The organism is Sphingomonas sp. PWP1-2, from assembly GCF_049898305.1.
In the GTDB taxonomy this organism is placed as follows: domain Bacteria; phylum Pseudomonadota; class Alphaproteobacteria; order Sphingomonadales; family Sphingomonadaceae; genus Sphingomonas; species Sphingomonas glacialis.
This window is the reverse complement of sequence record NZ_JAFCXM010000003.1, coordinates 386,512-411,703: the sequence shown is the minus strand read 5'-3', so window position 1 is coordinate 411,703 and position 25,192 is coordinate 386,512. Positions and strand designations below refer to the sequence as shown.

The following is a 25,192-nucleotide window of genomic DNA, read 5'->3' as shown; positions in this document are numbered from 1 at the left end:
CGCACACGCGCGCCACATGGCAGGCATGTTGATCGAAACCGAAACGACGCCCAACCCGGCGACGCTCAAATTCCTCCCCAACCGTGTCGTGATGGAAGCGGGCACCCGCGATTTCGTCACGCCCGAGGACGCCGAGGCGTCGCCCCTCGCCGACGCGCTGTTCGGCCTGGGTGACGTCACGGGCGTGTTCTTCGGTCGCGATTTCGTCTCGGTCACCGCCGCCGCCGGGGTCGATTGGTCGGCGCTCAAGCCCGATGTGCTCGGCCTGCTGCTCGATCATTTCAGCGCCAACATGCCGCTGTTCAAACCCGGCAATGCCGGTGGCATCGCAGTCCCCGCCGAGGATAGCTTCAACGACGATCCCGCCGACGCCGACATCGTCGCGCAGATCAAGGATCTGATCGAGACGCGCATTCGCCCGGCGGTCGCCAATGACGGCGGCGACATCGTCTATCGCGGCTTCGACAAGGGCAAGGTGTTCCTCGCGATGCAGGGCGCGTGCGCCGGCTGCCCGTCGTCGAGCGCGACGCTCAAGAACGGTATCGAGCAATTGCTCAAATATTACGTACCCGAAGTCACCGAAGTGCGAGCAGTCTGAGCATGGCCATCATCGACGACGCAGCGCTCGACCAGATCTTCCGCGCCGCACGCAGCTATAACGGCTATACCGATCAGCCGGTCAGCACCGAAGATCTGCACGCGATCTGGGACTTGATGAAATGGGGCCCGACCGCGACCAATCAGCTTCCCGCGCGCTTTGTCTGGTGCACCAGCGACGCCGCGAAGGAAAAACTTGCCGTCTGCTGCTCGGATTCGAATGCCGACAAGGTGCGCAAGGCGCCCGTCACGGTGATCATCGCGATGGACCGCGATTTCCACCATCACCTCCCCGAACTCTTCCCGCACGTCGATGCGCGGCCGTGGTTTGCAAAGGAAGAGGTCCGGGCCGAGTCGGCCTTCCGCAATTCGACGCTCCAAGGCGCGTATTTCCTGATCGCGGCGCGTGCGCTCGGTTTCGATACCGGGCCGATGTCGGGGTTTGACGGCAAGGCGGTCGACGCCGCGTTCTTCGCCGACACGCCGAACGTGACCACCAATTTCATCGCAACGCTCGGGCATGGCGATCCGTCGACGGTCTACGGGCGCCTCCCCCGCCCGGCGTTCGAAAAATTCAACACGCTCGCCTGACGCCCTTGTCGCGCACGCTCGTAATCGAAACCGCCACCGCTGCGTGCTCGGTAGCGCTGATCGAGAACGGCACGGTCCTCGCCCAGACGCATGAAGTCGTCGGTCGCGGCCACGCCGAGCGGCTGATTCCGATGATTGCCGACTTGCCCGGCGGTGGCCGCGCCGACGCGATCCTGGTCGATTGCGGGCCGGGCAGCTTCACCGGCATCCGCGTCGGGATCGCCGCCGCGCGCGGCCTCGCGCTCGGCTGGGGCGCAAGGCTCACCGGGTATTCCTCGCTCAATCTGCTCGCCGCGACGGCGTTCGGCAGCGGTGGCAGTGGTGATCTTGCGATCATTCTCGAAGGCGGGCATGGCGAAGTCTTCATGCAAGGTTTTGCCCCGCCAGATCGGGACACCGGTCCCTTTACGTCGCTGCGGCCCGAAGCGGCGCTCGCCGCGCTGGCAGGGCGTACCGCGATCGGCAGCGGCGTCCGCTACCTGACCGCCCTCGACCCTACGATCGTCGCCGATCCACGCTTGCCCAACGCCGCCGACGCGGTGTTGCTGCCGCCGCACTGGGCGACGCTCGAACCCAAGCCGATCTACGGCCGCGCGCCCGACGCGAAGCCGCTCGTGCCCGTGGCATGAGCACGATGATCGGCATCGCCTTGCGGACTGGCGCCGTCGCCGATCTGGCGAGTGTCGATCGCGTGATGCAGGCGGCGTTCGATCCGCGCTTCGGCGAGGCGTGGACCCACAATCAAGTGCTCGGCCTGCTCGCAATGCCAGGCGTGTGGCTGACACTTGCCGAAGTTGCCGGTGAATCCGCCGGTTTCGCCTTGTCGCGTCGCGTGCTCGACGAAGCAGAACTGTTGTTGCTCGCAACTACACCGCATCTGCGTCGCCGCGGTGTCGCTGGCGCTCTTCTGCGTACCGTTATCGGCGATGCCGGATTGCAAGGCGCGACCAGCATTCATCTCGAAGTCCGCAGCGATAATGACGCCATTAAATTGTATAGTTCCGAGGGCTTTATCATGGCCGGTCGACGCCGCGATTACTATCGCGGACACAACGGACAGACTTATGACGCTCTAACGTATCGCCGCTTAATACCTTAAACCTTTTGTCACATATTCATTACTGCTTGCACAGGGAGAGCGGAGCGGCGATAGGCCCCGTCAGGCGGGCTGAGACGCCTGCCGAGTTGATCGTGAAAGGATTATTATGGACGTGATGGACGAACTGCAGGAGACCCTGATTACGTTGACCGCGGACATCGTTGCTGCGCATGTCAGCAACAATAGCGTTGCGGTTTCGGATCTTCCGGTGCTCATCGCAAACGTTCATGGTGCTTTGACCAGCCTTGGTGGCCCGGCGCCCGTTGAAACCATCAAGCAAGAGCCCGCAGTTTCGGTGCGCTCTTCGATCAAGCCCGACTTCATCGTGTGCCTCGAAGACGGCAAGAAGCTGAAGATGCTCAAGCGCCATCTGATGACGCATTATCAGATGACCCCCGAGCAATATCGCGCGAAGTGGAATCTCCCCGCCGATTACCCGATGGTCGCGCCCAACTATGCCGAGCAGCGTCGCACGCTCGCCAAGAAGATTGGCCTCGGCACCAAGCGCCGCAAGGTCGCTGCACGCTAAGCACCTGCCACCGCCCCTCCCGCGACAGGGAGGGGCTCTAGGGTTGGTCGATCGGGCTTGTTGCGACTCACTATCCCCTTTCGCAACAACCGCGAAGCGCCTACATCGGCCGCATGCCGCGTCATATCGATCTTGAAGCCCTGTGCGCCGAAAAAGGCCTGCGTATCACCGACCAGCGTCGCGTGATCGCGCGCGTCCTCTCCGATGCCGAAGACCATCCCGATGTCGAGAAGGTCTATGAGCGCGCCTCGGCGATCGATCCGGGCATCTCGATCGCCACCGTGTACCGCACCGTTCGCCTCTTCGAAGAGGCCGGCATCCTCGACCGCCACGATTTCGGCGACGGCCGCTCGCGCTACGAGCCCGCACCCGAGGCGCATCACGATCATCTGATCGACGTCGAGACCGGCAAGGTCATCGAATTCGTCGATCCCGAGCTCGAGCAGCTCCAGAAGGCAATCGCCGAACGGCTTGGCTTCCGGCTGGTCGATCACCGCATGGAATTGTACGGCGTCGTCCTTGACCGCAAGAGCTGAAGCGGCTGCGGCGCGCGCCTCGGCGCGGGCCGACGCGGCCGCTGGCCGCCCGCCCCCGATCTCTTGGCTCGGCTGGGTCAGGCTGTGGACGCGCGTGAGCTTGCTCGCGGTGACGCTGCTGCTCGCGATTCCGCTGCACTATCTGTGGCGGACGGTGCGGCTTTCCTCGCCCTGGCCGCGCCTGTTCCTCGGCACCGCGGCACGGATCTGCGGCGCGCGCGTGCGCGTCGTCGGCGTGCCGCTCAAGCGCGACGTCTTCTACGTTGCGAACCATGTCAGCTGGATCGACATCCTTGCGATCGCGGGGGCAAGTGGCACGGCGTTCGTCGCCAAGGCCGAAATCCGCGAGGCGCCGGTGGTCGGCTGGCTCGCCACGCTCAACCGTACCGTGTTCGTCGCCCGCGAGGATCGCCTGGGAGTCGCCGAGCAGATCAACGCACTGCGCGAGACGCTTGCCGAGAATTGGTCGGTCACGGTGTTCCCCGAAGGCACGACCACCGACGGCCGCTCGTTGCTGCCGTTCAAGACGCCGATGCTCAAGGTGCTCGAGCCACCGCCGCCGGGCGTGATGGTGCAGCCAGTGCTGCTCGACTACGGCCCGGTCGGTGCGGATATCGCCTGGATCGGGGACGAGACCGGCAAGGCCAATGCGATGCGGCTGCTTGCGCGCAAAGAGCGGTTCCGCGTCGCGGTGCACTTCCTCGAACCCTTCTATCCGCGCGACTTTCCCGGGCGCAAGCTGATCGCGGCCGAGAGCAAGCGCCGCATCGAAGCGGCGCTGTCGGTGGTGATGTGCGGCCCCGTCCCGCCGTTCATCGGACACGACGCCTGGGCGGGCAAAGGCGACACGCTGCCCGGCGTCCTCGCCGCCGGTCTCGAACGCCCCGCGCCGACCGCCTAGCAGGGGTTCTGCACCGGCGCTTTTGTGCCTATAGCGCCGCCGATCATGTCAGACGCCACACCCGCCCCCAAGACCGCCCCCAAGACGTACGCCGTCAAATCGTTCGGCTGCCAGATGAACGTCTATGACGGCGACCGGATGGGCGAGCTGATGGCCGCGCAAGGTCTCACGCAGGTAGATGCGAAGGACGCCGACCTCGTCGTGCTCAACACCTGCCACATCCGCGAGCGCGCGACCGAGAAGGTCTATTCGGACATCGGCCGGCTGCGCAAGGATGCCGGCAAGCAGGGCCGCACCCCGATGATCGCAGTCGCCGGCTGCGTCGCGCAGGCCGAGGGCGCCGAGATCGTGCGTCGCGCGAAGGTCGATGTCGTGGTCGGCCCGCAGGCCTATCACAACCTGCCCGACCTCGTCGCGAAGGCCGCGCGGGGCGAGGCGGCGCTCGATACCGACATGCCGGTCGACCTCAAGTTCGGCCACCTCCCCGCGCGCCGCCGCGTACCGCCGAGCGCGTTCCTCACGGTGCAGGAAGGCTGCGACAAATTCTGCACCTATTGCGTCGTGCCCTATACGCGTGGCGGCGAAGTCTCGCGCGGTTGGGGGCAAATCGTCGACGAGGCCAAGGCGCTGGTCGATGCCGGCGCGCGCGAACTCACCCTGCTCGGCCAGAACGTCAACGCCTGGACCGATGGCGCGCGCGGCCTGCACGATCTGATCGCCGCGCTCGATGCGATCCCCGGCCTCGCCCGCATCCGCTACACGACGAGCCACCCCAACGACATGACGCAGGGGCTGATCGACGCGCATGCGCGGGTCGAGAAGCTGATGCCGTTCCTGCATCTGCCGGTGCAGGCGGGCAGCGATCGCATCCTCAAGGCGATGAACCGCAGCCACAGCCGCGACTCGTACCTCCGCATCCTCGACCGCGTCCGCGCGGCACGGCCGGACATTGCGTTGTCGGGCGATTTCATCGTCGGCTTCCCCGGCGAGACCGAGGCCGATTTCCGCGAAACGCTGAGCCTGGTCGATGCGGTCGGCTATGCCCAGGCCTACAGCTTCAAATACAGTCCGCGCCCCGGCACCCCCGCCGCGACGATGGGCGACCAGGTGCCGGAGGACGTGATGGACGACCGCCTCCAGCGCCTCCAGGCCGCGCTCAACCGCGACCAGGCGGCGTTCAACGCGGCGACTGTCGGGCGGACCTGCCAGGTGTTGATGGAACGCACCGGCAAGCTGCCCGGGCAGCTGATCGGCAAGAGCCCGTGGCTGCAATCGGTCCATCTGGTGAGCGATGCCGCGATCGGCGATCTCGTCGAAGTGACGCTTGCGGAAGCCGGCGCCAACTCGATGCTCGGCCTCCTCCCGCCGTCTTCTTCCTAAAGCCCTCTCCCGCCTTCGCGGGAGAGGGTTGGGTGAGGGTCTTCTCACTTCTGCGCCGCCAGAAAGAAGCAGAAGGCCCTCACCCAACCCTCTCCCATGAAGAATGGGAGAGGGCTCAAAAAGAAGCGCCCTCTCGACACGCCTCCCCAAAAAGCGCAAAATGCAGCTTATGCCCAAACCCGCCCCGACCGAACTCGTGCCGCCGCAATGGAAGCGCAATCCGGCGGCCTTGTGGGTCTATATCGCGGCGGGCGTCGGCATGATCCTGCTCTCGGGCGGACGCATCGTGCTCGAACGGATCGGCCTGCGCCGCTGATCCTCGCACGCGCGCCCAGCGCCTGCGGGCGCCGCGTCGGAATATTCCGATCGCCACCTATCTATCCGCGCCGCGATCCCTACCTTTTGCTCACCCTCCGACGTTAAGGAACCGCATGAGCCGCAAGCCCGTCCCCGCGCAATCCGGTGATCGCAGCCGCACCGAACTCGTGTTCGATCGTCCCCAATTGATGGCGCAGCTGTTCGGCGAATTCGACCAGAACCTGCTCGCGCTCGAGAACAAGCTTGGCGTCTACATCACCGCGCGCGGCAACAAGGTCGGGCTCGAAGGGAGTGCAGAGGCGGTCGCCCAGGCGCGCGACGTGCTCCACGGGCTCTACAACCGCATCGTGCGCGGCGAAGTCGTCGACACCGGGCTGATCGACGCGGTGATCGCGATGTCGAGCGAGCCCACGCTTGCGGGTATCATCCAGGCCGATGCTGGCGGTGGTGCCGTCCCGCAGATCATGATCCGTACGCGCAAGAAGACGATCGTCCCGCGCACGATCGCGCAGGCGCATTACATGCGGCAACTGCTCAACAACGACATCATCTTCGCACTCGGGCCAGCGGGCACCGGCAAGACTTACATCGCGGTCGCGCAGGCCGTTGCGCAGCTCATCACCGGCAGCATCCAGCGGCTCATCCTGTCGCGCCCTGCGGTCGAGGCGGGCGAGAAGCTCGGCTTCCTCCCCGGCGACATGAAGGAGAAGGTCGATCCCTACCTTCGCCCGCTCTACGACGCGCTCAACGACTGCCTCCCCGCCGAGCAGGTCGAGCGCCGCATCGCCTCGGGCGAGATCGAGATCGCGCCGATCGCCTTCATGCGCGGACGCACGCTGGCGGACGCCTTCATCATCCTCGACGAGGCGCAGAACACCACGCCCGCGCAGATGAAGATGTTCCTCACCCGCTTCGGCGAGAACAGCCGGATGGTTGTGTGCGGCGATCCCAAGCAGACCGATCTGCCCGGCGGGATGAATGCGTCCGGCTTGAACGATGCGGTCGGGCGGCTCGAAGGCGTCGAAGGCCTGTCGATCTGCCGCTTCGGCTCGGCCGACGTCGTGCGGCACCCGATCGTCGGACGCATCGTCGAGGCGTATGAAGGCGCGAGTTGATTGAAAGCGGGGATATCCTGACCTATAAGGTCTGGATATCCCCGGAGACGGAAGATGGCATCGCTCTACATCAAGGATGAGGAAACCGCTGCCCTGGTGACTCGCGTCGCCGAACGGTCGGGTCTCACCAAGACGGCGCTGGTCCGCGAACTCGCCGCAGCGCGAGAGGCCGAGCTCGACCGCGCCGCGCCGCAAATGTCGGCGCGCGAGAAACTGGATGCGTTGTGGGCCAGCCACACCTTTCCGCCAACGGCGGGCGCAGACGCCGACAAGGCGTTCTTCGACGAGATGTGGGGCGAGGCCCCGGATTGACCCTCTTCGTCGATGCCTCCGCGCTCGTCGCCATGATCACCAACGAACCGGAGCGCGACCGCTTCCGTCAAACCGTGCTCGCGGAAGCCGATTCGCTCTGGTCTGCGATGTCGTGCTGGGAAACCGTAAGCGCGGTACGCAAGCGCGGCACTTTGTCGGTGCCGGAAGCGCGCGCGTTGGTGGAGGAGTCGGCCGAGTTGCTGGGCTTGCGTTTGGTCGATGTCGGATCGACGGAACTGATCGCTGCACTCGACGCTTACCAGACGTATGGCCGCAACAGTGGCCACCCCGCCAAGCTCAACATGGGCGACTGTTTCGCCTACGCCTGCGCGAAGGCCAACAACGCAAGCCTGCTCTACAAGGGCAACGACTTCCTCCATACGGACCTTGCCTGATGCTTGAAATCGCCCTCTCCCAAGAAGACGTCTGGCCCGAGCACGACTGGGAGGCGCTCGCCACGCACGCCGCGACCGCCGCACTCTCGCGCACGCCGTATGGCGAACTCGCGACCGGCGCTGCCACGGTCGAAATCTCGATCCGCCTCGCCACCGATGCCGAGGTGCAGGTCCTCAACGCGCAATATCGCCAGAAGGACAAGCCGACCAACGTGCTCTCCTTTCCGATGGTCCAGGCCGACCTGCTCGACACGATCGGCCAGAACAGCGACGATGGCGAGGTCCTGCTCGGCGACATCGTGCTCGCGCACGATACCTGCGCGCGCGAGGCGATGGAAAAAGGCGTCAGCCTCGAAGATCACGCAACGCATTTAATCGTGCATGGCACGCTGCATTTGCTAGGCTATGATCACATGGTCGGCATGGAGGCCGAGGCGATGGAGGCGATCGAGATCGACGCGCTGAAGAGCCTTGGCCTTGCCGATCCCTATCTCATCGAAGAGGACTGAACGACCGCCATGCCCGACGGCCAAAGTACGACCGGCACCGCCAGCCATCTCGGCGGTGCCCAACACGCGGAAACCAGCATCTGGCGGAGCTTCCGCAGCTGGATCTCGGGTCACACCGGCGACGAATCGCTCCGCGCGACGCTCGAGGAAGCGATCGACGCGCACGAGGATGACCCAGCGCCCGACGCCAAGGGCGATCTCTCCCCGCTCGAACGCACGATGGTGCGCAACCTGCTCCATTTCGGCGAGCGCGATGCCGGCGATGTCGGCGTGCCCCGCGCCGATATCGTAGCGGTCGAGGAGCGCACCAGCTTCGCCAACCTCGTCGCCTTGTTCGCCGAGGCCGGCCACAGCCGCTTGCCGGTCTATCGCGAGAAGCTCGATACGATCATCGGCATGGTCCATATCAAGGACGTGTTCGCGATCCTTGCGACTGGCGCGCCGCATCCGCCGAGCATCGCCGAGCTGATCCGCGAACCGCTCTACGTCCCGATGTCGCGCGGCGCGCTCGATCTGCTCGCCGACATGCGGACAAAACGCGTCCATCTCGCGATCGTTCTCGACGAATATTTCGGCACCGAGGGTCTCGTCACGATCGAGGATCTGATCGAGGAAATCGTCGGCGATATCGAGGACGAGCATGACGACGCCCCCGAGGCGTTGCTCGTGCCCTTGGACGGCGGCGCCTGGGAAGCCGATGCGCGCGCCGAGTTGGAAGATGTCGGCGAGACGATCGACCCGCGGCTCGCCGAGGTCGATGGCGATATCGACACGATCGGCGGCCTCGCCGCAGTGCTTGCGGGGCATGTGCCGCAAGTCGGCGAATCCATCGTGCACGACAGCGGCTGGACGCTCGAAGTGACCGCCGCCGACACACGCCGCGTGCTGGGCTTGCGCCTGCATCCGCCCAAGGCCGAACCCGAGGGTCGCGATGGCTGACGGCCGACCGCAGAAATCACCCGGTCGATCACTCTCTGCGGTTTAATGCATTTCCTCGATCTTCGCGTCCATGCCACTCTCCGTGTCGAGATTACCAAGCCTCGACATGGAGAGAATCATGGACGCCATTACCTCAGGCAGCCCGCTGAGCGACCCGAGCAAGGAGCCCGCCGCGCTCCGCTCGTTGCTCGGCCGCACCAATCGCGATTGGTGGCCCAACCAACTCAGCCTCGAAATCCTCCAGCAAAACGGCCTGTCGGGCAACCCGATGGGCGACGACTTCGATTATGCCGAAGCCTTCAACACGCTCGATTACGCCGCGGTGAAGCGCGACCTGACCGCGCTGATGACCGACAGCCAGCCGTGGTGGCCGGCCGATTACGGGCATTACGGCCCGTTCTTCATCCGCATGGCGTGGCACAGCGCCGGCACCTATCGCACGGGTGACGGTCGCGGCGGCTCGTCGTCGGGATCGCAGCGCTTTGCACCGCTCAACAGCTGGCCGGACAACGGCAACCTCGACAAGGCGCGCCGCCTGTTGTGGCCGATCAAGGCGAAGTACGGCAAGCAGCTGAGCTGGGCCGATCTGTTCATCATGGCCGGCAACGTCGGTATCGAATCAATGGGCGGCCCGGTGTTCGGCTTCGGTGGCGGACGAGAGGACGTGTTCGAGCCGCTCAAGGACATTTACTGGGGCACCGAAGAAGAGTGGCTCGGTGAAACGCGCATCAACGAGGAATCGGGCAAGGCTTTCGAAAACCCGCTCGCTGCGATCCAGATGGGCCTCATCTACGTTAACCCCGAAGGCCCCGGCGGCTGCCCGAACCCGCTGGGCTCGGCGCGCGACATGCGCGAGACGTTCGCGCGGATGGGGATGAACGACGAGGAAACCGTCGCGCTCACCGCCGGCGGTCACACCTTCGGCAAGGCGCACGGCGCGGGTGATGCCTCGCTCGTCGGCGTCGAGCCGGAAGGCGCCGACATTGCGACGCAGGGCATGGGCTGGGTGTCGACCCACGGCACCGGCATGGGCGACGACACGATCACGTCTGGGATCGAAGGCGCCTGGACCCCGACGCCGATCACCTGGGACCAGACCTATTGGGACATGCTGCTCGACCACGAATATGAGCTGGTGAAGAGCCCGGCGGGCGCACACCAGTGGCAGCCGGTCGGCAATCCCGAGGAAACGCTTGCCCCCAAGGCGCACACGCCCGGCGTCAAGGTCCCGACGATGATGACGACCGCCGACATGGCGCTCAAGAAGGACCTGGCGTATCTCGAGATCAGCAAGCGCTTCCAGAAGGATCCGGCGGCATTCGCCGATGCCTTTGCGCGTGCCTGGTTCAAGCTGACGCATCGCGACATGGGGCCCAAGGTCCGCTATCTCGGCCCCGACGTTCCCGCCGAAGACCTGATCTGGCAGGATCCGATCCCCGCTGCCGACTATACGCAGATCGACGAAAGCGACGTCCCCGCCCTCAAGCAGGCGATCGCCAATTCGGGGCTTTCGGTTGCCGAGCTGGTGACGACGGCCTGGGCCTCGGCCTCGACCTATCGCCATTCGGACCATCGCGGCGGCGCCAACGGCGGGCGCATCCGCCTGGCGCCGCAGAAGGACTGGGAGGTCAACCAGCCTGAGCAGCTCGCGAAAGTGCTGGGTGTCTATGAGGGCATCAAGGCCGAGTTCGACGGGAAGGGCGAGAAGAAGGTGTCGATCGCAGATCTGATCGTGCTTGGTGGTTCGGTCGGTGTCGAGGCGGCTGCGAAGGCCGCGGGTCACACGATCGAAGTGCCCTTCACGCCGGGTCGCACCGACGCTTCGGCCGAGCAGACCGATGCCGAGAGCTTCGACGTGCTCGAGCCCAAGGCCGACGGCTTCCGCAACTATCTCTCGGTCAAGTTCAGTGTTCCGACCGAGGAACTGCTGGTCGACCGCGCGCAGTTGCTGGGTCTCAGCTCGCCCGAGATGGCAGTGCTCGTCGGTGGCCTGCGCGTCATCGGCGCCAACCACCCCAAGGCCGAGAAGCATGGCGTCTTCACCGACCGCAAGGGCCAGCTGACCAACGACTTCTTCGTCAACCTGCTCGACATGCAGACGGCGTGGAAGCAGCTGAGCGACGACAGCGACGAGGAATATCTCGGCACGCTGCGCGAGACCGGCGAGCAAAAGTGGACCGCCTCGCGGACCGACCTGGTGTTCGGCGCCAACTCGCAGCTCCGCGCATTGGCCGAGGTCTATGCCTCGGGCGACGCGGGTGACAAGTTCGTGCACGACTTCGTCAAGGCGTGGGTCAAGGTGATGAACGCCGACCGCTTCGACCTGGCCTCGGGCCATGTCCGCGGCGAGCCTGCGGTCGCCTGATACGAACGAAGCCCCTCCCCGAAAGGGGAGGGGCTATCTTTCGCGAGAACGCGCTTCCCCTGCCTGCCTTCGCCCCCTATTTCGCATCCATGCGCAAACACATCCTCATCATTCTCGCGATCGTCGTCCTGATTGCAGGCGGCGTCCTCTGGTGGGTGCTCCAGCCCGAACCCGCGCAGCTTCCGCTGAGCGCGGTGGAAGGTGACCGCCCGACCATCTCGCCCCCGCGCGAGCAGACGATCCCCACGGTCAAGGTCGCCGACCGCGTCGGCTGGCAGAACGGCGCGATGCCCGTCGCCGCGGCCGGCCTCAAGGTCGCCGCCTTCGCCACCGGGCTCGATCATCCGCGCTGGCTCTACCGCCTGCCCAATGGCGATGTGCTCGTCGCCGAGACCAATTCCCCGCCGCGCGCTACCAAGGGGGTAGCCGACGTCGTGATGGGCTATCTGATGAAGAAGGGCGGCGCTGGCGTCGCCTCGCCCAACCGCATTACGCTGCTGCGCGACACCAATGGCGACGGCGTGGCCGAAACGCGCACCGTGCTGATCTCAGGGCTCAACTCGCCCACCGGCATGGCACTGCTCGACGGCCAGCTCTACATCGCCGATACCGACGCGCTGGTCCGCGTGCCGTTCACCCCCGGCCAGACCAAGATCACCGCCAAGCCCGAAAAGGTCATCCCGCTCGTCGGCGGCGGCAATCACTGGGCGCGCACCTTGCTCGCCGGGCCCGACGGGCTGCTCTATGTCGGCGTCGGATCGTCGAGCAACATCGCCGACAACGGCCTCGACGCCGAGAAATTCCGCGCCAACATCCTTCAGGTCGATCCCAAGGCGAAGACCTTCCGCGTGTTTGGCGCGGGGCTGCGCAACCCGCAGGGCATGGCGTTCGAGCCCAAGTCGGGCGCGCTGTGGGTCGCGGTCAACGAGCGCGACATGCTCGGCTCGGACATCGTCCCCGATTACATCACCCGCGTCGGGCTCGGCGACAATTTCGGCTGGCCCTGGTATTATTGGGGCGGCTATCCCGATGCGCGCGTGAAGCCCGAGAACCCCGCGCTGCAGGAATATTCCAAGCGCCCCGATTACGCGATGGGCCCGCACGTCGCGGCGCTCGGCCTGACCTTCGCGGCCGACGCGAAGCTCGGCGGCAAGTTCGCCAACGGCGCGTTCGTCGGAGAGCATGGTTCGTGGAACCGCGTGCCGGTGTCGGGCTACAAGGTCGCGTTCGTGCCGTTCGGCGGCAATGGCTTCCCGGTCAAGGGCAGCAAGCCGGTCGATGTGCTGACGGGGTTCCTCAACGCCAAGGGCGACGCGCAAGGGCGCCCGGTCGGGGTCATCACCGACCAAGCCGGCGCGCTGCTGGTCGCCGACGATGTCGGCAACACGATCTGGCGCGTGACCGCGAAGTAGGCTTTTCTCCTTCTAGCCCTCTCCCGCCCTTCGCGGGAGAGGGTTGGGTGAGGGTCTTCTTTTGGCGTCCCCGCCCAAAAAAAAGAAGACCCTCACCGACTACGACTAGGCCCGCGCTGAAGAAGCGCGACCCAAGTCTCCGTAGCCTCTCCCGCTCGCGGGAGAGGTAGGCGGAAAATCCCTACTCCAGCATCTTCGGAGCTTCCTTCGCCAGCTTCGCCTTAATCTTGTCGGCGAACAGCCGCAGGAACATCGGCAGATCGATTTCCGCACGCACCTTGGCGTCCCCCACCGTCAACCGGCTCGCGACACGCTGCCCGAGCGCGGCGACGGTGAAGTGCATCGTGTCGCCCTCCCAGTGGTGATCGACCGAGGTCGCGCCGGGCACCATCTCGACGATCTTGCCGACCCCGCCCTCGACGCGCGCACGAGCGCCCGCAAGGCCGAGCTTATGCGGAATTTCGAGGGTTATCGGGTCGCTCATCACAAATCCTTCATGTCGCGAAGATCATCGCGTCATCGGCAAACGCCTTGAACTCGAGCGCGTTGCCCGAGGGGTCATAAAAGAACATCGTGGCCTGCTCGCCCGGCTGCCCGGCGAAGCGCAGATGCGGCGCGATTCCGAAGCGCGTGCCGGCCGCAGTCAGCCGGTCGGCGAGGGCCTGCCAGTCGGGCATCGTCAGCACGACGCCGAAATGCGGCACCGGCACGTCATGCCCGTCGACCGCGTTCGACACCGCGACGGCTTTCGCCGCCGGATCGAGATGCGCGACGATCTGGTGGCCGTAGAGATCGAAATCGATCCACGCGTCGGAGCTGCGCCCCTCGCGACAGCCGAGCGTCTCGCCATAAAATGCGCGCGCCGCAGCGAGATCGTGGACCGGAAAGGCGAGGTGGAAGGGCCGTGTCATAAACGCGCCCTACCAAATCCTCCCCCGCAGGGGGAGGGGGACCATTTTGCCTCTTCCGGCAGAATGGTGGAGGGGGCGTGCCGCTCGTGGAGAGCCCCCTCCACCACCAGCCTGAAGAAGGCTGGTGTGCGAGCGAGAATGTGTCCCCCGGACACATTCTCGCTCGCACACCCCCTCCCCGTTCTGGGGAGGATCGAAGCGCGACGTTGCGTTGCCTGCCCGATCCCGCGATAGCCGCACGCGATGACCCAACGCCCCGCGCTCTTCTCGTTCCTGCTCGGCGGAATCGCCGCGGTCGGCTTCGCGCCGCTCGGGTGGTGGCCCGTCACGCTCGGCTGCCTCGCCGCGTGGATGCTGCTCGTCCACCAGGCGCCGACCCGCAAGGCGGCGCTGGGGCGCGGCTGGCTGTTCGGCTTCGCGCATTTTGCGATCGGCAATAACTGGATCGCCAAGGCGTTCAGCTATCAGGATGCGATGCCGCATGCGCTCGGATCGGTCGCGCCGGCGCTCCTGTCGCTCTATCTCGCGCTCTTCCCGATGGCGGCGGCAACCGTCGCGTGGAAGCTTCGCCGGCCGGTGCTCGACGCGAGCTACGTGCTGATCTTCGCCGCCGCCTGGATCGCGACCGAATATCTGCGCGGTACGCTGCTGAGCGGCTATCCGTGGAACCCGCTGTCCGAGATCTGGCTACCGACGCCGTTTGCGCCTCTCATGGCCTTTATCGGTACTTATGCGATGTCCGGAATAGCGATCTTGGCAGCAGGCGCGCTGGCGGGTTCGTGGGCAAAGTGGTGGCGACTTCCCGCCGCGGTCGCGATGATCGGGATCGCCGGATTTTCGTCACTTACATATAACTGGTACCATCCAGGCGGCACCCGCAACGCCCCCCGCATCCGCGTCGTCCAGCCCAATGCCGCCGATGAACAGCGCCCGCGCGACGATTATGCCGAAACCAATCTCCAGGCCCTCGTGAGGCTGAGCGGCAAGCCCGGCCCCGCCCCACGGCTGATCGTCTGGCCCGAGGGCGCGCTCCGCTATCTGCCCGAGAGCGGCTATCCCCCACAATATTATGCCGAAACCCCCGGGACCGTCCGCCGCCGCATCGCCACCGTGCTCGGCCCGAACGACGTGGTGCTGACCGGCGGCAACGCGCTGAAGTTCGACGCCGCCGGCACCGTCAGCACCGCGACCAACTCGATCTTCGCGATCGACGCGACCGCGCGCATCCTCGGCCGCTACGACAAGGCGCACCTTGTGCCGTTCGGCGAATACCTCCCGGCGCGCCCGCTGCTCTCGGCGATCGGCCTGTCGCGGCTCGTCCCCGGCGAGTTCGATTTCGCGCCCGGCCACGGCCCCGACGGGCTCGACCTCCCCGCCTTCGGTCGCGTCGGTTTCCAGCTCTGCTACGAAATCATCTTCTCCGGAGAAGTCGTCCAGAGCGGGCACCGCCCGGCCTTCCTCTTCCAGCCGTCGAACGACAGCTGGTACGGCTATTGGGGCCAGGCCGAACATCTGGCCCAGGCCCGGATGCGCGCGATCGAGGAAGGCCTGCCCGTCATCCGCGCGACACCGACCGGCATCTCGGCGATCATCGACGCGCAGGGCCGCATCGTCGCGTCGATCCCGGCGGACACGGCCGGCGCGATCGAGCGCCCGATTCCCCCCGCGGCTCGCCCGACCCTGTTCGCGCGTATGGGCAACGCGATGGCGGTGTTGATCGGGATCATCCTGGCGCTCGCGGCATTTGCATTGCGCCGCCTGGCACGATAGGGCGTCATATAAGGAAAGCTTTATATCAGGCATGGCAACGGCCGAAGCTCTCCTCAACATGAGGATCCCACGCATGCGTTCCAATTTTCTCTTCACCTCCGAGTCGGTCTCGGAAGGCCATCCCGACAAGGTCGCCGACCAGATCAGCGACACGATCGTCGATCTGTTCCTCGGCAAGGACCCCTATGCGCGCATCGCGTGCGAGACGCTGACCACGACCAACCTCGTCGTCCTCGCGGGTGAAATCCGCTGCAAGGGCGTCTACGAGAACGGCCAGTGGGCCGATGGCGCGCTCGAGGAAATCGAGGCCGCGGTCCGCAACACCGTCAAGGAAATCGGCTACGAGCAGTCGGGCTTCCACTGGGACAAGTTCACCTTCCAGAACAATCTCCACGGCCAGTCGGCGGAAATCGCGATGGGCGTCGATGAAGGTGCCAACAAGGACGAAGGCGCGGGCGACCAGGGTATCATGTTCGGTTACGCGACCGACGAGACCCCGGGCCTGATGCCAGCGACGCTCTATTACAGCCACAAGATCCTCGAGCGCCTTGCCGCCGATCGCCACTCGGGTGCGGCACCCTTCCTCGAGCCCGACGCCAAGAGCCAGGTCACGCTCGAATATGAGAACGAGGTTCCCGTCCGCGCGACCGCGCTCGTCGTCTCGACGCAGCACAAGGCGGGCTATTGCCTGCAGGGCGACAACGCCAATCCGGCGCTGTACGAAGAGCTCCGCGCCTATGTCAGCGGCGTGATGCACGACGTCCTTCCAGAGGGCTTCATCAGCGACAAGACCGCGATCTACATCAACCCGACGGGCGCGTTCGAAATCGGCGGTCCTGATGGCGACGCCGGCGTCACCGGGCGCAAGATCATCGTCGACACCTACGGCGGCGCAGCCCCGCATGGCGGCGGCGCGTTCTCGGGCAAGGATCCGACCAAGGTCGATCGCTCGGCCGCCTATGTCGCGCGCTACATGGCGAAGAACGTCGTCGCTGCCGGCCTCGCACGGCGCTGCACGATCCAGCTGTCGTACGCGATCGGTATCGCCGAGCCGCTCTCGCTCTATGTCGACCTTCATGGCACGGGCACCGTTCCCGAAGCCAAGATCGAGGAAGTGCTGCCCAAGCTCGTTCGCCTGACGCCGAAGGGCATCCGCGAGCATCTCAAGCTCAACGCGCCGATCTACAAGCGCACCGCAGCCTATGGCCATTTCGGGCGCGAGCCCGATGCCGATGGCTTCACCTGGGAAAAGACCGATCTGGTCGACGCGCTCAAGAGCGCCGTCGCCGCCTGATCGAACGCCGAGCGCGGGGTCATCCCGCGCTCGGCACGGTCGTTACGGCCGGTTGGCCGAGAAGACCGACGAATCGAACCGCGCCGGCAGCGCGCGCGGCCCCTGCGGCGGCGCTTCTGTTCCGGCTCGTGCGGTCTGCGCCGACCCGGGTTGCACGCCGAAGTGCAGATCATCGGCCAGATAGGCGGTGATCGGTGAATCTGCGGGGAGCCGCCCGCTGGTGCCGTGAATGAACATCATCGGCCACGATACGAACAGCGCGCCGCCAATCGCCAGCACGCCTTGATCCAAGCCCTGCCGCGCAGAACGCCCCGAGATGCGGACAGGCCCCGACGGCGTCTCGACATAATCGAGCCGGACCTCGAGTTCACCACGCTTGCCGAAATTTCCGCTTCGCTCGGACCGCATCACTTCGCCAACCGCGATCGATCCGACCGGCACGACGACCTGGCCGCGATAGATCAGCGGTTCGGCCACCTCGAGATAGAAGCGATCGCCCGAATGCACGTCCTTGGTGTTGAGTTCGTTACGCGTCTTCAGCTGCAACGGCATACCGATCGGGAAATACGCCGAGGGCCCCGTCGCCGCCACCGGCGCGGCCCAATGCACGCTATACTGCGCCGCCGCGACCGACGGGATGCTCGCCGCGAGCGCAAGGATCGTCCAACACGTTAACTTCATCACAACGCCCCCGTTTGTCGCAGATTGAGCGTTGTGATAATTCAACCGCGTTTATCGGCACTTAGGATACGCGCTGAAGGCGTTGTTAAGCATCTTGACCGGCTCATAGCGCGGGAGTCACACGACGCTCAGCGGGTGCGCTTGAAAAGGCGAACCAAGGCTGGTTCGGCAGCGCGAATGATCATGCTTGTCGCCTTCTGCGCGACGAAGCCGACCGCCGCCCCGGCGACGGTATCGAAAATATAGTGCTTCCCGCGCGGCATCTGCACCGCCGCGACCCCTGCTGCCACCGCATAGGCCGGTGCGACCGCCGCGGGAGTGTCTTGCGCGATCGCACCCGCCACGGCGACTGCACCGGCGGTATGGCCCGAGGGGAACGACGTATCGCCGTGCGCCGCGCTCTTGCCCGGCGCGAAGCGGTGCTCGCCGGTCTCGATTGCCTTTTGCGGGCGGGTGCGGTCGATCGAGCGCTTGATGCCGTTCTTGATCGCGGTGGCGAGCACCTCGCTCGCCAGCATCCGCACGCCATTGCGGATCACCGTCGGACGGCGCAGCACCGCACCGACGACGATCGTCCCGACGCCGAGCAACAGCAACGGCGGCTGGTCGGCGACTTCGCTCGCCGCCCCCGCCAGCTTGACCGCGGGCGTGTCGCGATGCGCCGCGGCGCGGTGCGTGACCTTGCGGTCGGCGCGGGCGATTTTCCGCACGGCCTTGGCGATCTTGCTCATGTCGCTATTCCTCTTGTGTCGCACGCCCAACGCCGCGGGCGGCGGATTGGCTCCGCCCGGATCAGGCGCCTTCTTCCTGCACCTGCGCATGGGCCAGCACCGCGAACAGGCCCGCCCCGCCGAACAGATTGCCGAGCACCGCGGGCACGAGGAACGCCAGCGCCTGACCCCCGCCGATCTTGCCCGAAAAGAGCAGCAGGAAGGTCTCGCTCGACCCGACCACCGAATGGCTGAACCCGCCGATAGCGACGACATAGACGATCCCGAACACCACAAGGAACGCCTGTTCGCGCGCATTGGGCAAGGTCCAAGCAACGATCGCGATCAGGAAGCCCGCCGGCACCGCATTGATGAAGGTATCGAGCGCGCCGTGCACGGTGATCTTCATCGACACTTCGAGCATCGCCGCGCGCATTGCGGGATCGCCGAGCTCGAGCGTCGCAAACGCCCACGCAACGAGCGCGGTCCCGAGCAAATTGCCCCCCAGCACGACGCCCCACAGCCGCAAGGTCCGCCCGAGCGCCGCCCATGACGGCTCGGTCACGAGCGGCAGCATCGCGGTCACCGTGCTCTCGGTAAACAATTGCATCCGCCCGAGGATCACCATCAGGAAGCCGATCGGATAGCCGATCGCGATCAGCAGCGGGCGCGCCGGCGACGGCGCGGTGTGCGCCGCGATCGCCGCCTCGGCGATCAGCGAGGCGTTGATCGCCAGCCCCCCCGCCAGCCCCGACCAGAACAGCGAGGTGATCGGGCGTTCGAGTTCCTCTTGCCCTTCCTCGCGCACCGCACGGTGCAGCTCGCGCGCATTGGCGGCCTTCAGTTCCTCGACGTCACCGCCCTCGGTTTGCTCTTGATTGGTGTCCGCCATCATGTCCGCCACTTCGTTGATGCGCTGTAACGACCGTAACGGGACTTTGCTCCGAACGCTGCGCTCGCTAGAGGCTGCGCGGATGACCGATCCGATGACGACCCGCCGCCTCTATGGCCGCCGCCAGGGGCACAAGCTCCGCCTCGGCCAGGCCGATTTGGTCGAGCGCCTGCTCCCCGAAATCAGCGTTCCCGAAGAAGGCCCGCTCGATGCCACCACGCTGTTCGGCAAGGATTGCCCGATCGAGGTCGAGATCGGCTTCGGCGCGGGCGAGCATCTCGCCGGCCAGGCGATGGCGCGGCGCGAGACGGGGTTCATCGGCTGCGAACCGTTCCTCAACGGCGTCGTCGGCGCGCTGACGCATGTCCGTGACGAAGAGCTCGACAATATCCGCCTCCATATGGGCGATGCGCTCGACGTGCTCGAGCGGCTCCCCGATGCGTCGCTGTCGCGCGTCTATCTGCTCCACCCCGATCCGTGGCGCAAAGCGCGCCACGCAAAGCGGCGGATGGTCAATCACGGCCCGCTCGATCTGATCGCGGCCAAGCTCAAGCCCGGCGCCGAATTCCGGCTCGGCACCGACGATCCGACCTATTGCCGCTGGGCGATGATGGTGCTCGGCCAACGCCGCGATTTCGTGTGGAGCGCGAAAAGCCCCGCCGATTTCCTGACGCGCCCCGACGACTGGCCCGAGACGCGCTACGAGCGCAAGGCCCGCCGCCAGGGGCGCGAGGTCTGGTATTTCCGCTACATCTACCAGCCAACGGCGTAGCGGCTCGGCTCGTCGCGCCGCGCGCATGCCGCACGGGTAGCCACGGAACTCTCGGTCCGCTCGTCTCGTTCGACGCGGGTGCATCCAGCCCCCGAGGGAAATTCAACCGTGTCCACCGTCCGGCGCCTGCTGGCGACCGCTTTGAGCTGCTGCCTCTTTTCGAGCACGAGCGCGATCGCGCAGTCCTGCCCCGCGGGCGGATTCGATTACATGGGCGTGCCGATCGCGTTCAGCCCCGATCACGCGGCCTATTATTTCGCGACCGACCACAAGCTCGTCGACGCAGATGGTGCGCCCAACGCCTATCACCCCGCCGACGTGCCCAACACTTGCCCCGAGACCGGCCGCGGGATCGATTGCCTTGCCGCGGCGGGCTATCCCGATGGATCATGGTGGCAGACCGTGCTCGTCGCCGACCCGGCCGATCCGACCCGACCAGCGATCCAGCGGGACGGGCCATACAGAGGCTACTTCGTCTCGATGACCTCGCTGCGGAACACCGCGTTCGCCGGGCCCGCAAGCACCGCCAGCTATGTCGATGCCGCGGCGATCCCGTACATCGTGCTCCCCGCGCCGATCTATCGCACCGATGGCATGGGCGAGATGGGCGATATCGGCTTCGCGACCAACCTCGATACCGGCCAGACGACGCCGTTCGTCATCGCCGACGAAGGCCCGGTCGAACGACTCGGCGAGGCGTCGGTCGCGTTCTGGCACGCGCTCGGCGCCCAGGCGCCCAACCCGCGCAACGGCGAGGGGCTGCCCGACGGGCGGATCGCCTATGTCGTCTTCCCGGGAAGCGCCAAGGACGCCAACATCGGCTGGCCGATCGACAAGGCCGCGCTCGCCCGCGAAGCGCGCACGCGGCTCGACGCGGTCGGTGGACTCGCCGCACTACGGTCGTGCGCGCAGCCGAAGACCGAGATCGCCTCGGCGTCGGCCGTGCGGCTCAGCAAATGATCGCGCTGCCGTCGCTGGCTTTGGCGCTGGCGGCCACGACGCCTGTGCACGCAAAGGCCTGGACGCCACACTCCGCCGCCGCCTTGCTCGATGCGAGCTTCCCGAGCGAGCAGGCCTGCCAGACCGCGCTCGACGCCGCGCGCGAGCATGAGCGCCTCACCCCGTCCAAGCCAGTCCACGATCTCAGCTACGCGCGGCTGTTCGCGCAGGCGCGCTGTGGGAGTGCGGTGCGCAAGACCGGCATCGTCTGGCGGATCCGCATGCACTGGCCGCGCCGCCCCTGACCGAACGCGACCGGCCGATGCCGGGCAGCGAAGATCGGCGCGCAATATCTCCGCGCGTGCGGACCTCATTTCCGAAATGCGCGTTTACCTCGCCGAACCGCAGGGGTCTGACATGCACTTCACCATCAATGGAACGGCCTACACCGCCGAACCCGACATTCGAACCTCGCTGCTCGATCTGCTGCGCGAGCATCTTGGCCTGACCGGCTCGAAAAAGGGCTGCGATCACGGCCAGTGCGGCGCGTGTACCGTTCTGGTCAACGGCCGTCGCATCAACAGCTGCCTGTCGCTCGCGGTGATGCACCAGGACGACGAGATCACCACGATCGAAGGTCTCGGCACGCCCGAGGATCTGCACCCGCTGCAAGCCGCGTTCGTCAAGCATGACGGCTATCAGTGCGGTTATTGCACGCCAGGGCAGATCTGCTCGGCGGTCGGCATGCTCGACGAGGTCAAGAAGGGCTGGCCGAGCCATGTCAGCGAGACGCTCGGCGACGTCGAGTTCAACGATGGCGAAATCTCCGAGCGGATGAGCGGCAACCTCTGCCGCTGCGCCGCCTATCCCAACATCGTCGACGCGATCCGCGACGTGGCGGAGGCCAAGGCATGAAGACCTTCACCTACGAAAAGCCCGCGAACGCCGAGGAAGCCGTCGGCTTCGTCGGCGCGGGCACGCGTTTCATCGCGGGCGGCACCAATTTGCTCGATTTGATGAAGCTGCAGGTCGAGACGCCCGACAAGCTCGTCGACATCAGCCGGCTCGACCTCGCCAAGATCGAAGACACCGAATCCGGTGGCCTGCTGATCGGCGCGCTCGTCCCCAACAGCGACCTCGCCGCCGACACTCGCGTGCGCGAAAAGTACGAAGTGCTCAGCCGCGCTTTACTCGCGGGCGCCTCGGGCCAGCTGCGCAACAAGGCGACGACGGGCGGCAATCTGCTCCAGCGGACGCGCTGCTATTATTTCTACGACCCCGCAATGGCGTGCAACAAGCGCGCGCCCGGCAGCGGCTGCTCGGCGATCGGCGGGTACAATCGCATCCTCGCGATCCTCGGCACCAGCGAGTCGTGCATCGCCACGCACCCCGGCGACATGCCTGTCGCGATGCGCGCACTCGACGCGACGATCATCACGCTCACCCCAGGCGGCGATCGCCGCCGGATCAGCATCCACGATTTCTATCGCCTCCCCGGCGACACGCCCGAAATCGAGACCGTCCTCAAGCCCGGCGAGCTGATCACGCATGTCGAGCTGCCCGCGCCGGTCGCCGGCAAGCAGCTCTACCGCAAGGTCCGCGACCGCGCGTCCTACGCCTTCGCGCTCGTCTCGGTCGCCGGACTCGTCTCGGTCGAGAACGGCACGATCGCCACGGCGCAACTCGCCTTTGGTGGCCTCGGCCCGATGCCGTGGCGCGATAGCCGCGTCGAGGAGTCGCTGATCGGCAAGGCGCCGTCCGACGAAATCTTCGCGGCGGCTGCAGACATCCTGCTCGCCGAAGCACAGGGCTATGGGTCGAACGACTTCAAGATCCCGCTGATGAAACGCACGCTGATCGCGTGCCTGCGTGAGTTGACCGCATGAGCAACACCAACAGCCTCAAGATGGACAAGCCCGTCCCCGCCAGCCTGCTCGACAGTGGCAGCCAGGGGATCATCGGCCGCCCGCTCGACCGCAAGGAAGGCCCGCTCAAGGTCACCGGCCAGGCGACCTATTCGGCCGAATACCAGATCCCCAACCTCGCCTACGGCTATCTCGTCGGCACCAAGTTCGGCCGCGGCAAGGTCACCAATGTCGATGCCGACGGCGTCCGCGCGATCCCCGGCGTGATCGACGTCGTCACCGACTTCAAAACTTTCCTGCAGAATTCGCAGCAGGGCGGCGAGACCAAGGCGCCGACGCAAGGTGTGCAGGACGTCCATTATTTCGGCGAGATCGTCGCGATCGTGCTCGCCGAAAGCTATGAAGCCGCGCGCGACGCGGGCATTCGCATCAAGGTCGAATATGAGGAAGCCGAGGGCCGCTTCGATTTCGAGGCCCACAAGGACGAAACGACCAAGCCGCCGCCCAACACCATCCCCGCGCACTTCAAGCAGGGCGATGTCGAGAAGGCGATGGCGGACGCCGCCAATTCGGTCGATGTCACCTACACGACGCCGAGCCAGAACAGCTCGGCGATGGAGCCACACGCCTCGATCGCGGTGTGGGACGAGGATGGCGCGCTGACGCTGTACGGTTCGTATCAGATGCCGACCTCGGACAAGACCCAGCTCGCAAAGTCGCTCGGCGTCAAAGACAAGAAAGTCCGGATCATCGCGCCGTATATCGGCGGCGGGTTCGGCTCGAAGCTTGGCATCGCGCCCGAATCGGTCGCCGCCGCGGTGGCTGCCAAGCAGCTCGGCCGCCCGGTCAAAGCCGTGATGACGCGCCCGCAGGTGTTCGAAACCACCGTACGTCGCTCGAACACCGAGCAGCGCGTACGCTTCTCGGTCGATGGCGCGGGCAAGCTCACCGGCGTCGGGCACGAGACGCTGACGAGCAACCTCCCCGGCGAAGGCTTTTTCGAGCCGACCGGCATCGGCACGCATTTCGCCTATTCGGGCGAGAACCGGCTGATCAACCACGATCTGGTCGAACTCGACTGGCTGCTGTCGGGCTCGATGCGCGCGCCGGGCGAAGCGGTCGGCATGATGGCGACCGAGGCCGCGCTCGACGAATTGTGCCACAAGCTCGGTGTCGACCCGATCGACTTCTGGAAGCAGAACGAGCCGAGCGAAGACCCCGAGGAGAAGATCCCCTTCTCGACGCGCCAGCTCGTCCGCTGCCTCGAGGAAGGCGCCGAGAAGTTCGGCTGGTCGAAGCGCAACGCGACGCCGGGCCAAGTGCGCGACGGCGAGTGGATGATCGGCATGGGCGTCGCCATTGCGGTGCGGACCAACATGCTGATGGAATCCTCGGCCAAGGTTGCGATCGACGCCAATGGCCGCGCAACCGTAAGCTCGGCGATGACCGACATCGGCACCGGCAGTTATACGATCCTCGGCCAGATCGCCGGCGAACTGCTCGGGCTTCCGCTCGATCAGGTCAGTGTCGTGCTCGGCGATACCGATCTGCCTGACGCGGCCGGCTCCGGCGGTTCGTGGGGCGCAGGGTCGAGCGGCTCGGCGGTGTATCTCGCGTGCGAGACGCTGCGCGAGAAGCTCGCCAAGGCGATGGGCTGCGACCCCGAAGCGCTGACGCTCAAGGATGGCCAGGCGATCGCCGACAACCGCCAGGTGTCGCTCGGCTCGCTCGTCGGCGACGGGATCGAGGCGATCGGCTCGATCGCACCGGGCAAGATGGAGAAGGAGCGCAAGCAGTCGAGCTATGGCGCGCATTTCGTCGAAGTCGGCGTCAATACGACCACCGGTGAAGTCCGCGTCCGGCGGATGCTCGGCGTGTTCTCGGCAGGCCGCATCCTCAATGCGAAGACTGCGCGCTCGCAGTGCCTCGGCGGGATGACCTTCGGCATCGGCGCGGCGCTGACCGAGGACCTCGTCCACGATCCGCGCAATGGCAAGTTGGTGAACCACGATCTCGGCGAATATCACGTGCCGGTGAACGCCGACGTGCCGCAGATCGAGGTGCATTTCCTCGAGGAGCGCGACCAGTTCGCCAATCCGATCCACGCCAAGGGCATCGGCGAGCTCGGCATCTCGGGTTGCGGCGCGGCGATCGGCAATGCCGTGTTCAACGCAACGGGTATCCGCGTTCGCGACTATCCGATTACGGTCGACAAGCTGCTGGATCACTTGCCGCCGGTGTGATCCGCTCCCCGCGCCCGTCACCCCGGCCTTGTGCCGGGGCCCACCGGGAAGCGCGCGCCACGACTACAGTACGCGGGTCACGGTGGGCCCCGGCACAAGGCCGGGGTGACGACGGCA

At 66.0% G+C, this 25,192-nt stretch carries 29 protein-coding genes; 24 read left to right on the top strand and 5 right to left on the bottom strand.

The window, feature by feature from the left end; all coding sequences use genetic code 11:
- Positions 1-25 precede the first annotated feature (25 nt).
- The 16 genes from ACP7C5_RS10415 to ACP7C5_RS10340 all read left to right on the top strand — a co-directional run bounded on the left by ACP7C5_RS10415 (position 26) and on the right by ACP7C5_RS10340 (position 12,998).
- Complete coding sequence (locus ACP7C5_RS10415) at positions 26-598, top strand: NifU family protein (protein WP_189676216.1); 573 nt, start codon at positions 26-28, stop codon at positions 596-598.
- Between the two features lie 2 nt (positions 599-600).
- A complete protein-coding gene (locus tag ACP7C5_RS10410) occupies positions 601-1,188 on the top strand; it encodes a malonic semialdehyde reductase (protein ID WP_426264178.1) in 588 nt (195 codons plus the stop codon).
- A 5-nt stretch (positions 1,189-1,193) separates the two neighbouring features.
- Entirely contained in the window at positions 1,194-1,817 is a 624-nt protein-coding gene (gene tsaB, locus ACP7C5_RS10405) for a tRNA (adenosine(37)-N6)-threonylcarbamoyltransferase complex dimerization subunit type 1 TsaB (RefSeq protein WP_426264177.1), read from the top strand.
- Positions 1,814-2,287 (top strand): GNAT family N-acetyltransferase, encoded by a 474-nt coding sequence (locus ACP7C5_RS10400; protein WP_133186733.1) that lies wholly within the window; start codon positions 1,814-1,816, stop codon positions 2,285-2,287. The genes tsaB and ACP7C5_RS10400 overlap by 4 nt, the downstream gene beginning before the upstream one ends.
- Before the next feature lie 106 nt (positions 2,288-2,393).
- Positions 2,394-2,816, top strand: coding sequence for a MucR family transcriptional regulator (locus ACP7C5_RS10395; protein WP_133186731.1), 423 nt, complete (start codon positions 2,394-2,396; stop codon positions 2,814-2,816).
- Between the two features lie 113 nt (positions 2,817-2,929).
- Positions 2,930-3,352: a Fur family transcriptional regulator gene (locus tag ACP7C5_RS10390; protein WP_133186729.1), complete on the top strand. Its 423-nt coding sequence runs from the start codon at positions 2,930-2,932 to the stop codon at positions 3,350-3,352.
- Positions 3,336-4,253: a lysophospholipid acyltransferase family protein gene (locus ACP7C5_RS10385; RefSeq protein WP_133186727.1), complete on the top strand. Its 918-nt coding sequence runs from the start codon at positions 3,336-3,338 to the stop codon at positions 4,251-4,253. The genes ACP7C5_RS10390 and ACP7C5_RS10385 overlap by 17 nt, the downstream gene beginning before the upstream one ends.
- 45 nt (positions 4,254-4,298) lie before the next feature.
- The gene (gene miaB, locus ACP7C5_RS10380; protein ID WP_426264176.1) at positions 4,299-5,633 is read left to right on the top strand and encodes a tRNA (N6-isopentenyl adenosine(37)-C2)-methylthiotransferase MiaB; all 1,335 of its coding nucleotides are present in this window, start codon (positions 4,299-4,301) and stop codon (positions 5,631-5,633) included.
- A gap of 160 nt (positions 5,634-5,793) precedes the next feature.
- Positions 5,794-5,949, top strand: a complete 156-nt coding sequence (locus tag ACP7C5_RS10375) for a hypothetical protein (protein WP_426264175.1) — start codon at positions 5,794-5,796, stop codon at positions 5,947-5,949.
- Positions 5,950-6,064: 115 nt separating this feature from the next.
- On the top strand, positions 6,065-7,066 hold the full coding sequence (locus tag ACP7C5_RS10370) for a PhoH family protein (protein ID WP_189675716.1): 1,002 nt from the start codon (positions 6,065-6,067) through the stop codon (positions 7,064-7,066).
- 54 nt (positions 7,067-7,120) lie between these two features.
- Positions 7,121-7,378: a type II toxin-antitoxin system VapB family antitoxin gene (locus tag ACP7C5_RS10365; protein ID WP_140851674.1), complete on the top strand. Its 258-nt coding sequence runs from the start codon at positions 7,121-7,123 to the stop codon at positions 7,376-7,378.
- Positions 7,375-7,773: a type II toxin-antitoxin system VapC family toxin gene (locus tag ACP7C5_RS10360; protein ID WP_426264174.1), complete on the top strand. Its 399-nt coding sequence runs from the start codon at positions 7,375-7,377 to the stop codon at positions 7,771-7,773. Before ACP7C5_RS10365 ends, ACP7C5_RS10360 begins: the two co-directional genes overlap by 4 nt.
- Positions 7,773-8,282, top strand: coding sequence for an rRNA maturation RNase YbeY (gene ybeY, locus ACP7C5_RS10355; protein ID WP_426264173.1), 510 nt, complete (start codon positions 7,773-7,775; stop codon positions 8,280-8,282). Before ACP7C5_RS10360 ends, ybeY begins: the two co-directional genes overlap by 1 nt.
- A 9-nt stretch (positions 8,283-8,291) precedes the next feature.
- Positions 8,292-9,221 carry a hemolysin family protein gene (locus ACP7C5_RS10350; RefSeq protein WP_426264172.1) on the top strand — a complete coding sequence of 310 codons (930 nt, stop codon included), beginning with the start codon at positions 8,292-8,294 and terminating at the stop codon, positions 9,219-9,221.
- A gap of 118 nt (positions 9,222-9,339) precedes the next feature.
- On the top strand, positions 9,340-11,586 hold the full coding sequence (gene katG, locus ACP7C5_RS10345) for a catalase/peroxidase HPI (protein WP_426264171.1): 2,247 nt from the start codon (positions 9,340-9,342) through the stop codon (positions 11,584-11,586).
- Positions 11,587-11,675: 89 nt separating this feature from the next.
- Positions 11,676-12,998: a PQQ-dependent sugar dehydrogenase gene (locus ACP7C5_RS10340; protein WP_426264170.1), complete on the top strand. Its 1,323-nt coding sequence runs from the start codon at positions 11,676-11,678 to the stop codon at positions 12,996-12,998.
- 181 nt (positions 12,999-13,179) lie between these two features.
- On the opposite strand, the gene ACP7C5_RS10335 is transcribed toward ACP7C5_RS10340, so the two are convergent.
- Together ACP7C5_RS10335 and ACP7C5_RS10330 are read right to left on the bottom strand one after the other, a co-directional pair.
- Positions 13,180-13,482 carry a polyhydroxyalkanoic acid system family protein gene (locus ACP7C5_RS10335; protein WP_133186709.1) on the bottom strand — a complete coding sequence of 101 codons (303 nt, stop codon included), beginning with the start codon at positions 13,480-13,482 and terminating at the stop codon, positions 13,180-13,182.
- A 10-nt stretch (positions 13,483-13,492) separates the two neighbouring features.
- Positions 13,493-13,909 (bottom strand): VOC family protein, encoded by a 417-nt coding sequence (locus ACP7C5_RS10330; protein ID WP_426264169.1) that lies wholly within the window; start codon positions 13,907-13,909, stop codon positions 13,493-13,495.
- Between the two features lie 243 nt (positions 13,910-14,152).
- Between ACP7C5_RS10330 and lnt the strand changes: the two genes are divergently transcribed.
- A complete protein-coding gene (gene lnt, locus ACP7C5_RS10325; RefSeq protein ID WP_426264168.1) occupies positions 14,153-15,679 on the top strand; it encodes an apolipoprotein N-acyltransferase in 1,527 nt (508 codons plus the stop codon).
- A 73-nt stretch (positions 15,680-15,752) separates the two neighbouring features.
- Positions 15,753-16,973, top strand: coding sequence for a methionine adenosyltransferase (metK, locus tag ACP7C5_RS10320; protein WP_426264167.1), 1,221 nt, complete (start codon positions 15,753-15,755; stop codon positions 16,971-16,973).
- A 42-nt stretch (positions 16,974-17,015) separates the two neighbouring features.
- Here the strand turns inward: metK and ACP7C5_RS10315 are convergent, their stop codons facing one another.
- The 3 genes from ACP7C5_RS10315 to ACP7C5_RS10305 form a co-directional block, all read right to left on the bottom strand.
- Positions 17,016-17,654 carry a hypothetical protein gene (locus ACP7C5_RS10315; RefSeq protein WP_426264166.1) on the bottom strand — a complete coding sequence of 213 codons (639 nt, stop codon included), beginning with the start codon at positions 17,652-17,654 and terminating at the stop codon, positions 17,016-17,018.
- Positions 17,655-17,782: 128 nt separating this feature from the next.
- Complete coding sequence (locus ACP7C5_RS10310; RefSeq protein WP_426264165.1) at positions 17,783-18,385, bottom strand: phosphatase PAP2 family protein; 603 nt, start codon at positions 18,383-18,385, stop codon at positions 17,783-17,785.
- A 61-nt stretch (positions 18,386-18,446) separates the two neighbouring features.
- On the bottom strand, positions 18,447-19,256 hold the full coding sequence (locus tag ACP7C5_RS10305; protein WP_426264164.1) for a formate/nitrite transporter family protein: 810 nt from the start codon (positions 19,254-19,256) through the stop codon (positions 18,447-18,449).
- An 82-nt stretch (positions 19,257-19,338) separates the two neighbouring features.
- On the opposite strand from ACP7C5_RS10305, the gene trmB reads away from it, so the two are divergent.
- The 6 genes from trmB to ACP7C5_RS10275 all read left to right on the top strand — a co-directional run bounded on the left by trmB (position 19,339) and on the right by ACP7C5_RS10275 (position 25,075).
- Entirely contained in the window at positions 19,339-20,028 is a 690-nt protein-coding gene (gene trmB, locus ACP7C5_RS10300; RefSeq protein ID WP_426264163.1) for a tRNA (guanine(46)-N(7))-methyltransferase TrmB, read from the top strand.
- A gap of 108 nt (positions 20,029-20,136) precedes the next feature.
- Positions 20,137-20,988, top strand: a complete 852-nt coding sequence (locus ACP7C5_RS10295; RefSeq protein ID WP_426264162.1) for a hypothetical protein — start codon at positions 20,137-20,139, stop codon at positions 20,986-20,988.
- Complete coding sequence (locus ACP7C5_RS10290; RefSeq protein ID WP_189675731.1) at positions 20,985-21,272, top strand: hypothetical protein; 288 nt, start codon at positions 20,985-20,987, stop codon at positions 21,270-21,272. Before ACP7C5_RS10295 ends, ACP7C5_RS10290 begins: the two co-directional genes overlap by 4 nt.
- Before the next feature lie 112 nt (positions 21,273-21,384).
- Complete coding sequence (locus ACP7C5_RS10285; protein ID WP_140851689.1) at positions 21,385-21,882, top strand: 2Fe-2S iron-sulfur cluster-binding protein; 498 nt, start codon at positions 21,385-21,387, stop codon at positions 21,880-21,882.
- Positions 21,879-22,853: an FAD binding domain-containing protein gene (locus ACP7C5_RS10280; protein ID WP_426264161.1), complete on the top strand. Its 975-nt coding sequence runs from the start codon at positions 21,879-21,881 to the stop codon at positions 22,851-22,853. The genes ACP7C5_RS10285 and ACP7C5_RS10280 overlap by 4 nt, the downstream gene beginning before the upstream one ends.
- Positions 22,850-25,075, top strand: a complete 2,226-nt coding sequence (locus ACP7C5_RS10275) for a molybdopterin cofactor-binding domain-containing protein (RefSeq protein WP_426264160.1) — start codon at positions 22,850-22,852, stop codon at positions 25,073-25,075. The genes ACP7C5_RS10280 and ACP7C5_RS10275 overlap by 4 nt, the downstream gene beginning before the upstream one ends.
- Positions 25,076-25,192 lie beyond the last annotated feature (117 nt).

Bases quoted from the DNA above. Each gene is read 5' to 3' on its own strand.
- ACP7C5_RS10415 (WP_189676216.1), top strand. From the start codon at position 26: ATGTTGATCGAAACCGAAACGACGCCCAACCCGGCGACGCTCAAATTC.
- ACP7C5_RS10410 (WP_426264178.1), top strand. From the start codon at position 601: ATGGCCATCATCGACGACGCAGCGCTCGACCAGATCTTCCGCGCCGCA.
- ACP7C5_RS10400 (WP_133186733.1), top strand. From the start codon at position 1,814: ATGAGCACGATGATCGGCATCGCCTTGCGGACTGGCGCCGTCGCCGAT.
- ACP7C5_RS10395 (WP_133186731.1), top strand. From the start codon at position 2,394: ATGGACGTGATGGACGAACTGCAGGAGACCCTGATTACGTTGACCGCG.
- ACP7C5_RS10390 (WP_133186729.1), top strand. From the start codon at position 2,930: ATGCCGCGTCATATCGATCTTGAAGCCCTGTGCGCCGAAAAAGGCCTG.
- miaB (WP_426264176.1), top strand. From the start codon at position 4,299: ATGTCAGACGCCACACCCGCCCCCAAGACCGCCCCCAAGACGTACGCC.
- ACP7C5_RS10375 (WP_426264175.1), top strand. From the start codon at position 5,794: ATGCAGCTTATGCCCAAACCCGCCCCGACCGAACTCGTGCCGCCGCAA.
- ACP7C5_RS10370 (WP_189675716.1), top strand. From the start codon at position 6,065: ATGAGCCGCAAGCCCGTCCCCGCGCAATCCGGTGATCGCAGCCGCACC.
- ACP7C5_RS10365 (WP_140851674.1), top strand. From the start codon at position 7,121: ATGGCATCGCTCTACATCAAGGATGAGGAAACCGCTGCCCTGGTGACT.
- ybeY (WP_426264173.1), top strand. From the start codon at position 7,773: ATGCTTGAAATCGCCCTCTCCCAAGAAGACGTCTGGCCCGAGCACGAC.
- ACP7C5_RS10350 (WP_426264172.1), top strand. From the start codon at position 8,292: ATGCCCGACGGCCAAAGTACGACCGGCACCGCCAGCCATCTCGGCGGT.
- katG (WP_426264171.1), top strand. From the start codon at position 9,340: ATGGACGCCATTACCTCAGGCAGCCCGCTGAGCGACCCGAGCAAGGAG.
- ACP7C5_RS10340 (WP_426264170.1), top strand. From the start codon at position 11,676: ATGCGCAAACACATCCTCATCATTCTCGCGATCGTCGTCCTGATTGCA.
- ACP7C5_RS10335 (WP_133186709.1), bottom strand. From the start codon at position 13,482: ATGAGCGACCCGATAACCCTCGAAATTCCGCATAAGCTCGGCCTTGCG.
- ACP7C5_RS10330 (WP_426264169.1), bottom strand. From the start codon at position 13,909: ATGACACGGCCCTTCCACCTCGCCTTTCCGGTCCACGATCTCGCTGCG.
- lnt (WP_426264168.1), top strand. From the start codon at position 14,153: ATGACCCAACGCCCCGCGCTCTTCTCGTTCCTGCTCGGCGGAATCGCC.
- metK (WP_426264167.1), top strand. From the start codon at position 15,753: ATGCGTTCCAATTTTCTCTTCACCTCCGAGTCGGTCTCGGAAGGCCAT.
- ACP7C5_RS10315 (WP_426264166.1), bottom strand. From the start codon at position 17,654: ATGAAGTTAACGTGTTGGACGATCCTTGCGCTCGCGGCGAGCATCCCG.
- ACP7C5_RS10310 (WP_426264165.1), bottom strand. From the start codon at position 18,385: ATGAGCAAGATCGCCAAGGCCGTGCGGAAAATCGCCCGCGCCGACCGC.
- ACP7C5_RS10305 (WP_426264164.1), bottom strand. From the start codon at position 19,256: ATGGCGGACACCAATCAAGAGCAAACCGAGGGCGGTGACGTCGAGGAA.
- trmB (WP_426264163.1), top strand. From the start codon at position 19,339: ATGACCGATCCGATGACGACCCGCCGCCTCTATGGCCGCCGCCAGGGG.
- ACP7C5_RS10290 (WP_189675731.1), top strand. From the start codon at position 20,985: ATGATCGCGCTGCCGTCGCTGGCTTTGGCGCTGGCGGCCACGACGCCT.
- ACP7C5_RS10285 (WP_140851689.1), top strand. From the start codon at position 21,385: ATGCACTTCACCATCAATGGAACGGCCTACACCGCCGAACCCGACATT.
- ACP7C5_RS10280 (WP_426264161.1), top strand. From the start codon at position 21,879: ATGAAGACCTTCACCTACGAAAAGCCCGCGAACGCCGAGGAAGCCGTC.
- ACP7C5_RS10275 (WP_426264160.1), top strand. From the start codon at position 22,850: ATGAGCAACACCAACAGCCTCAAGATGGACAAGCCCGTCCCCGCCAGC.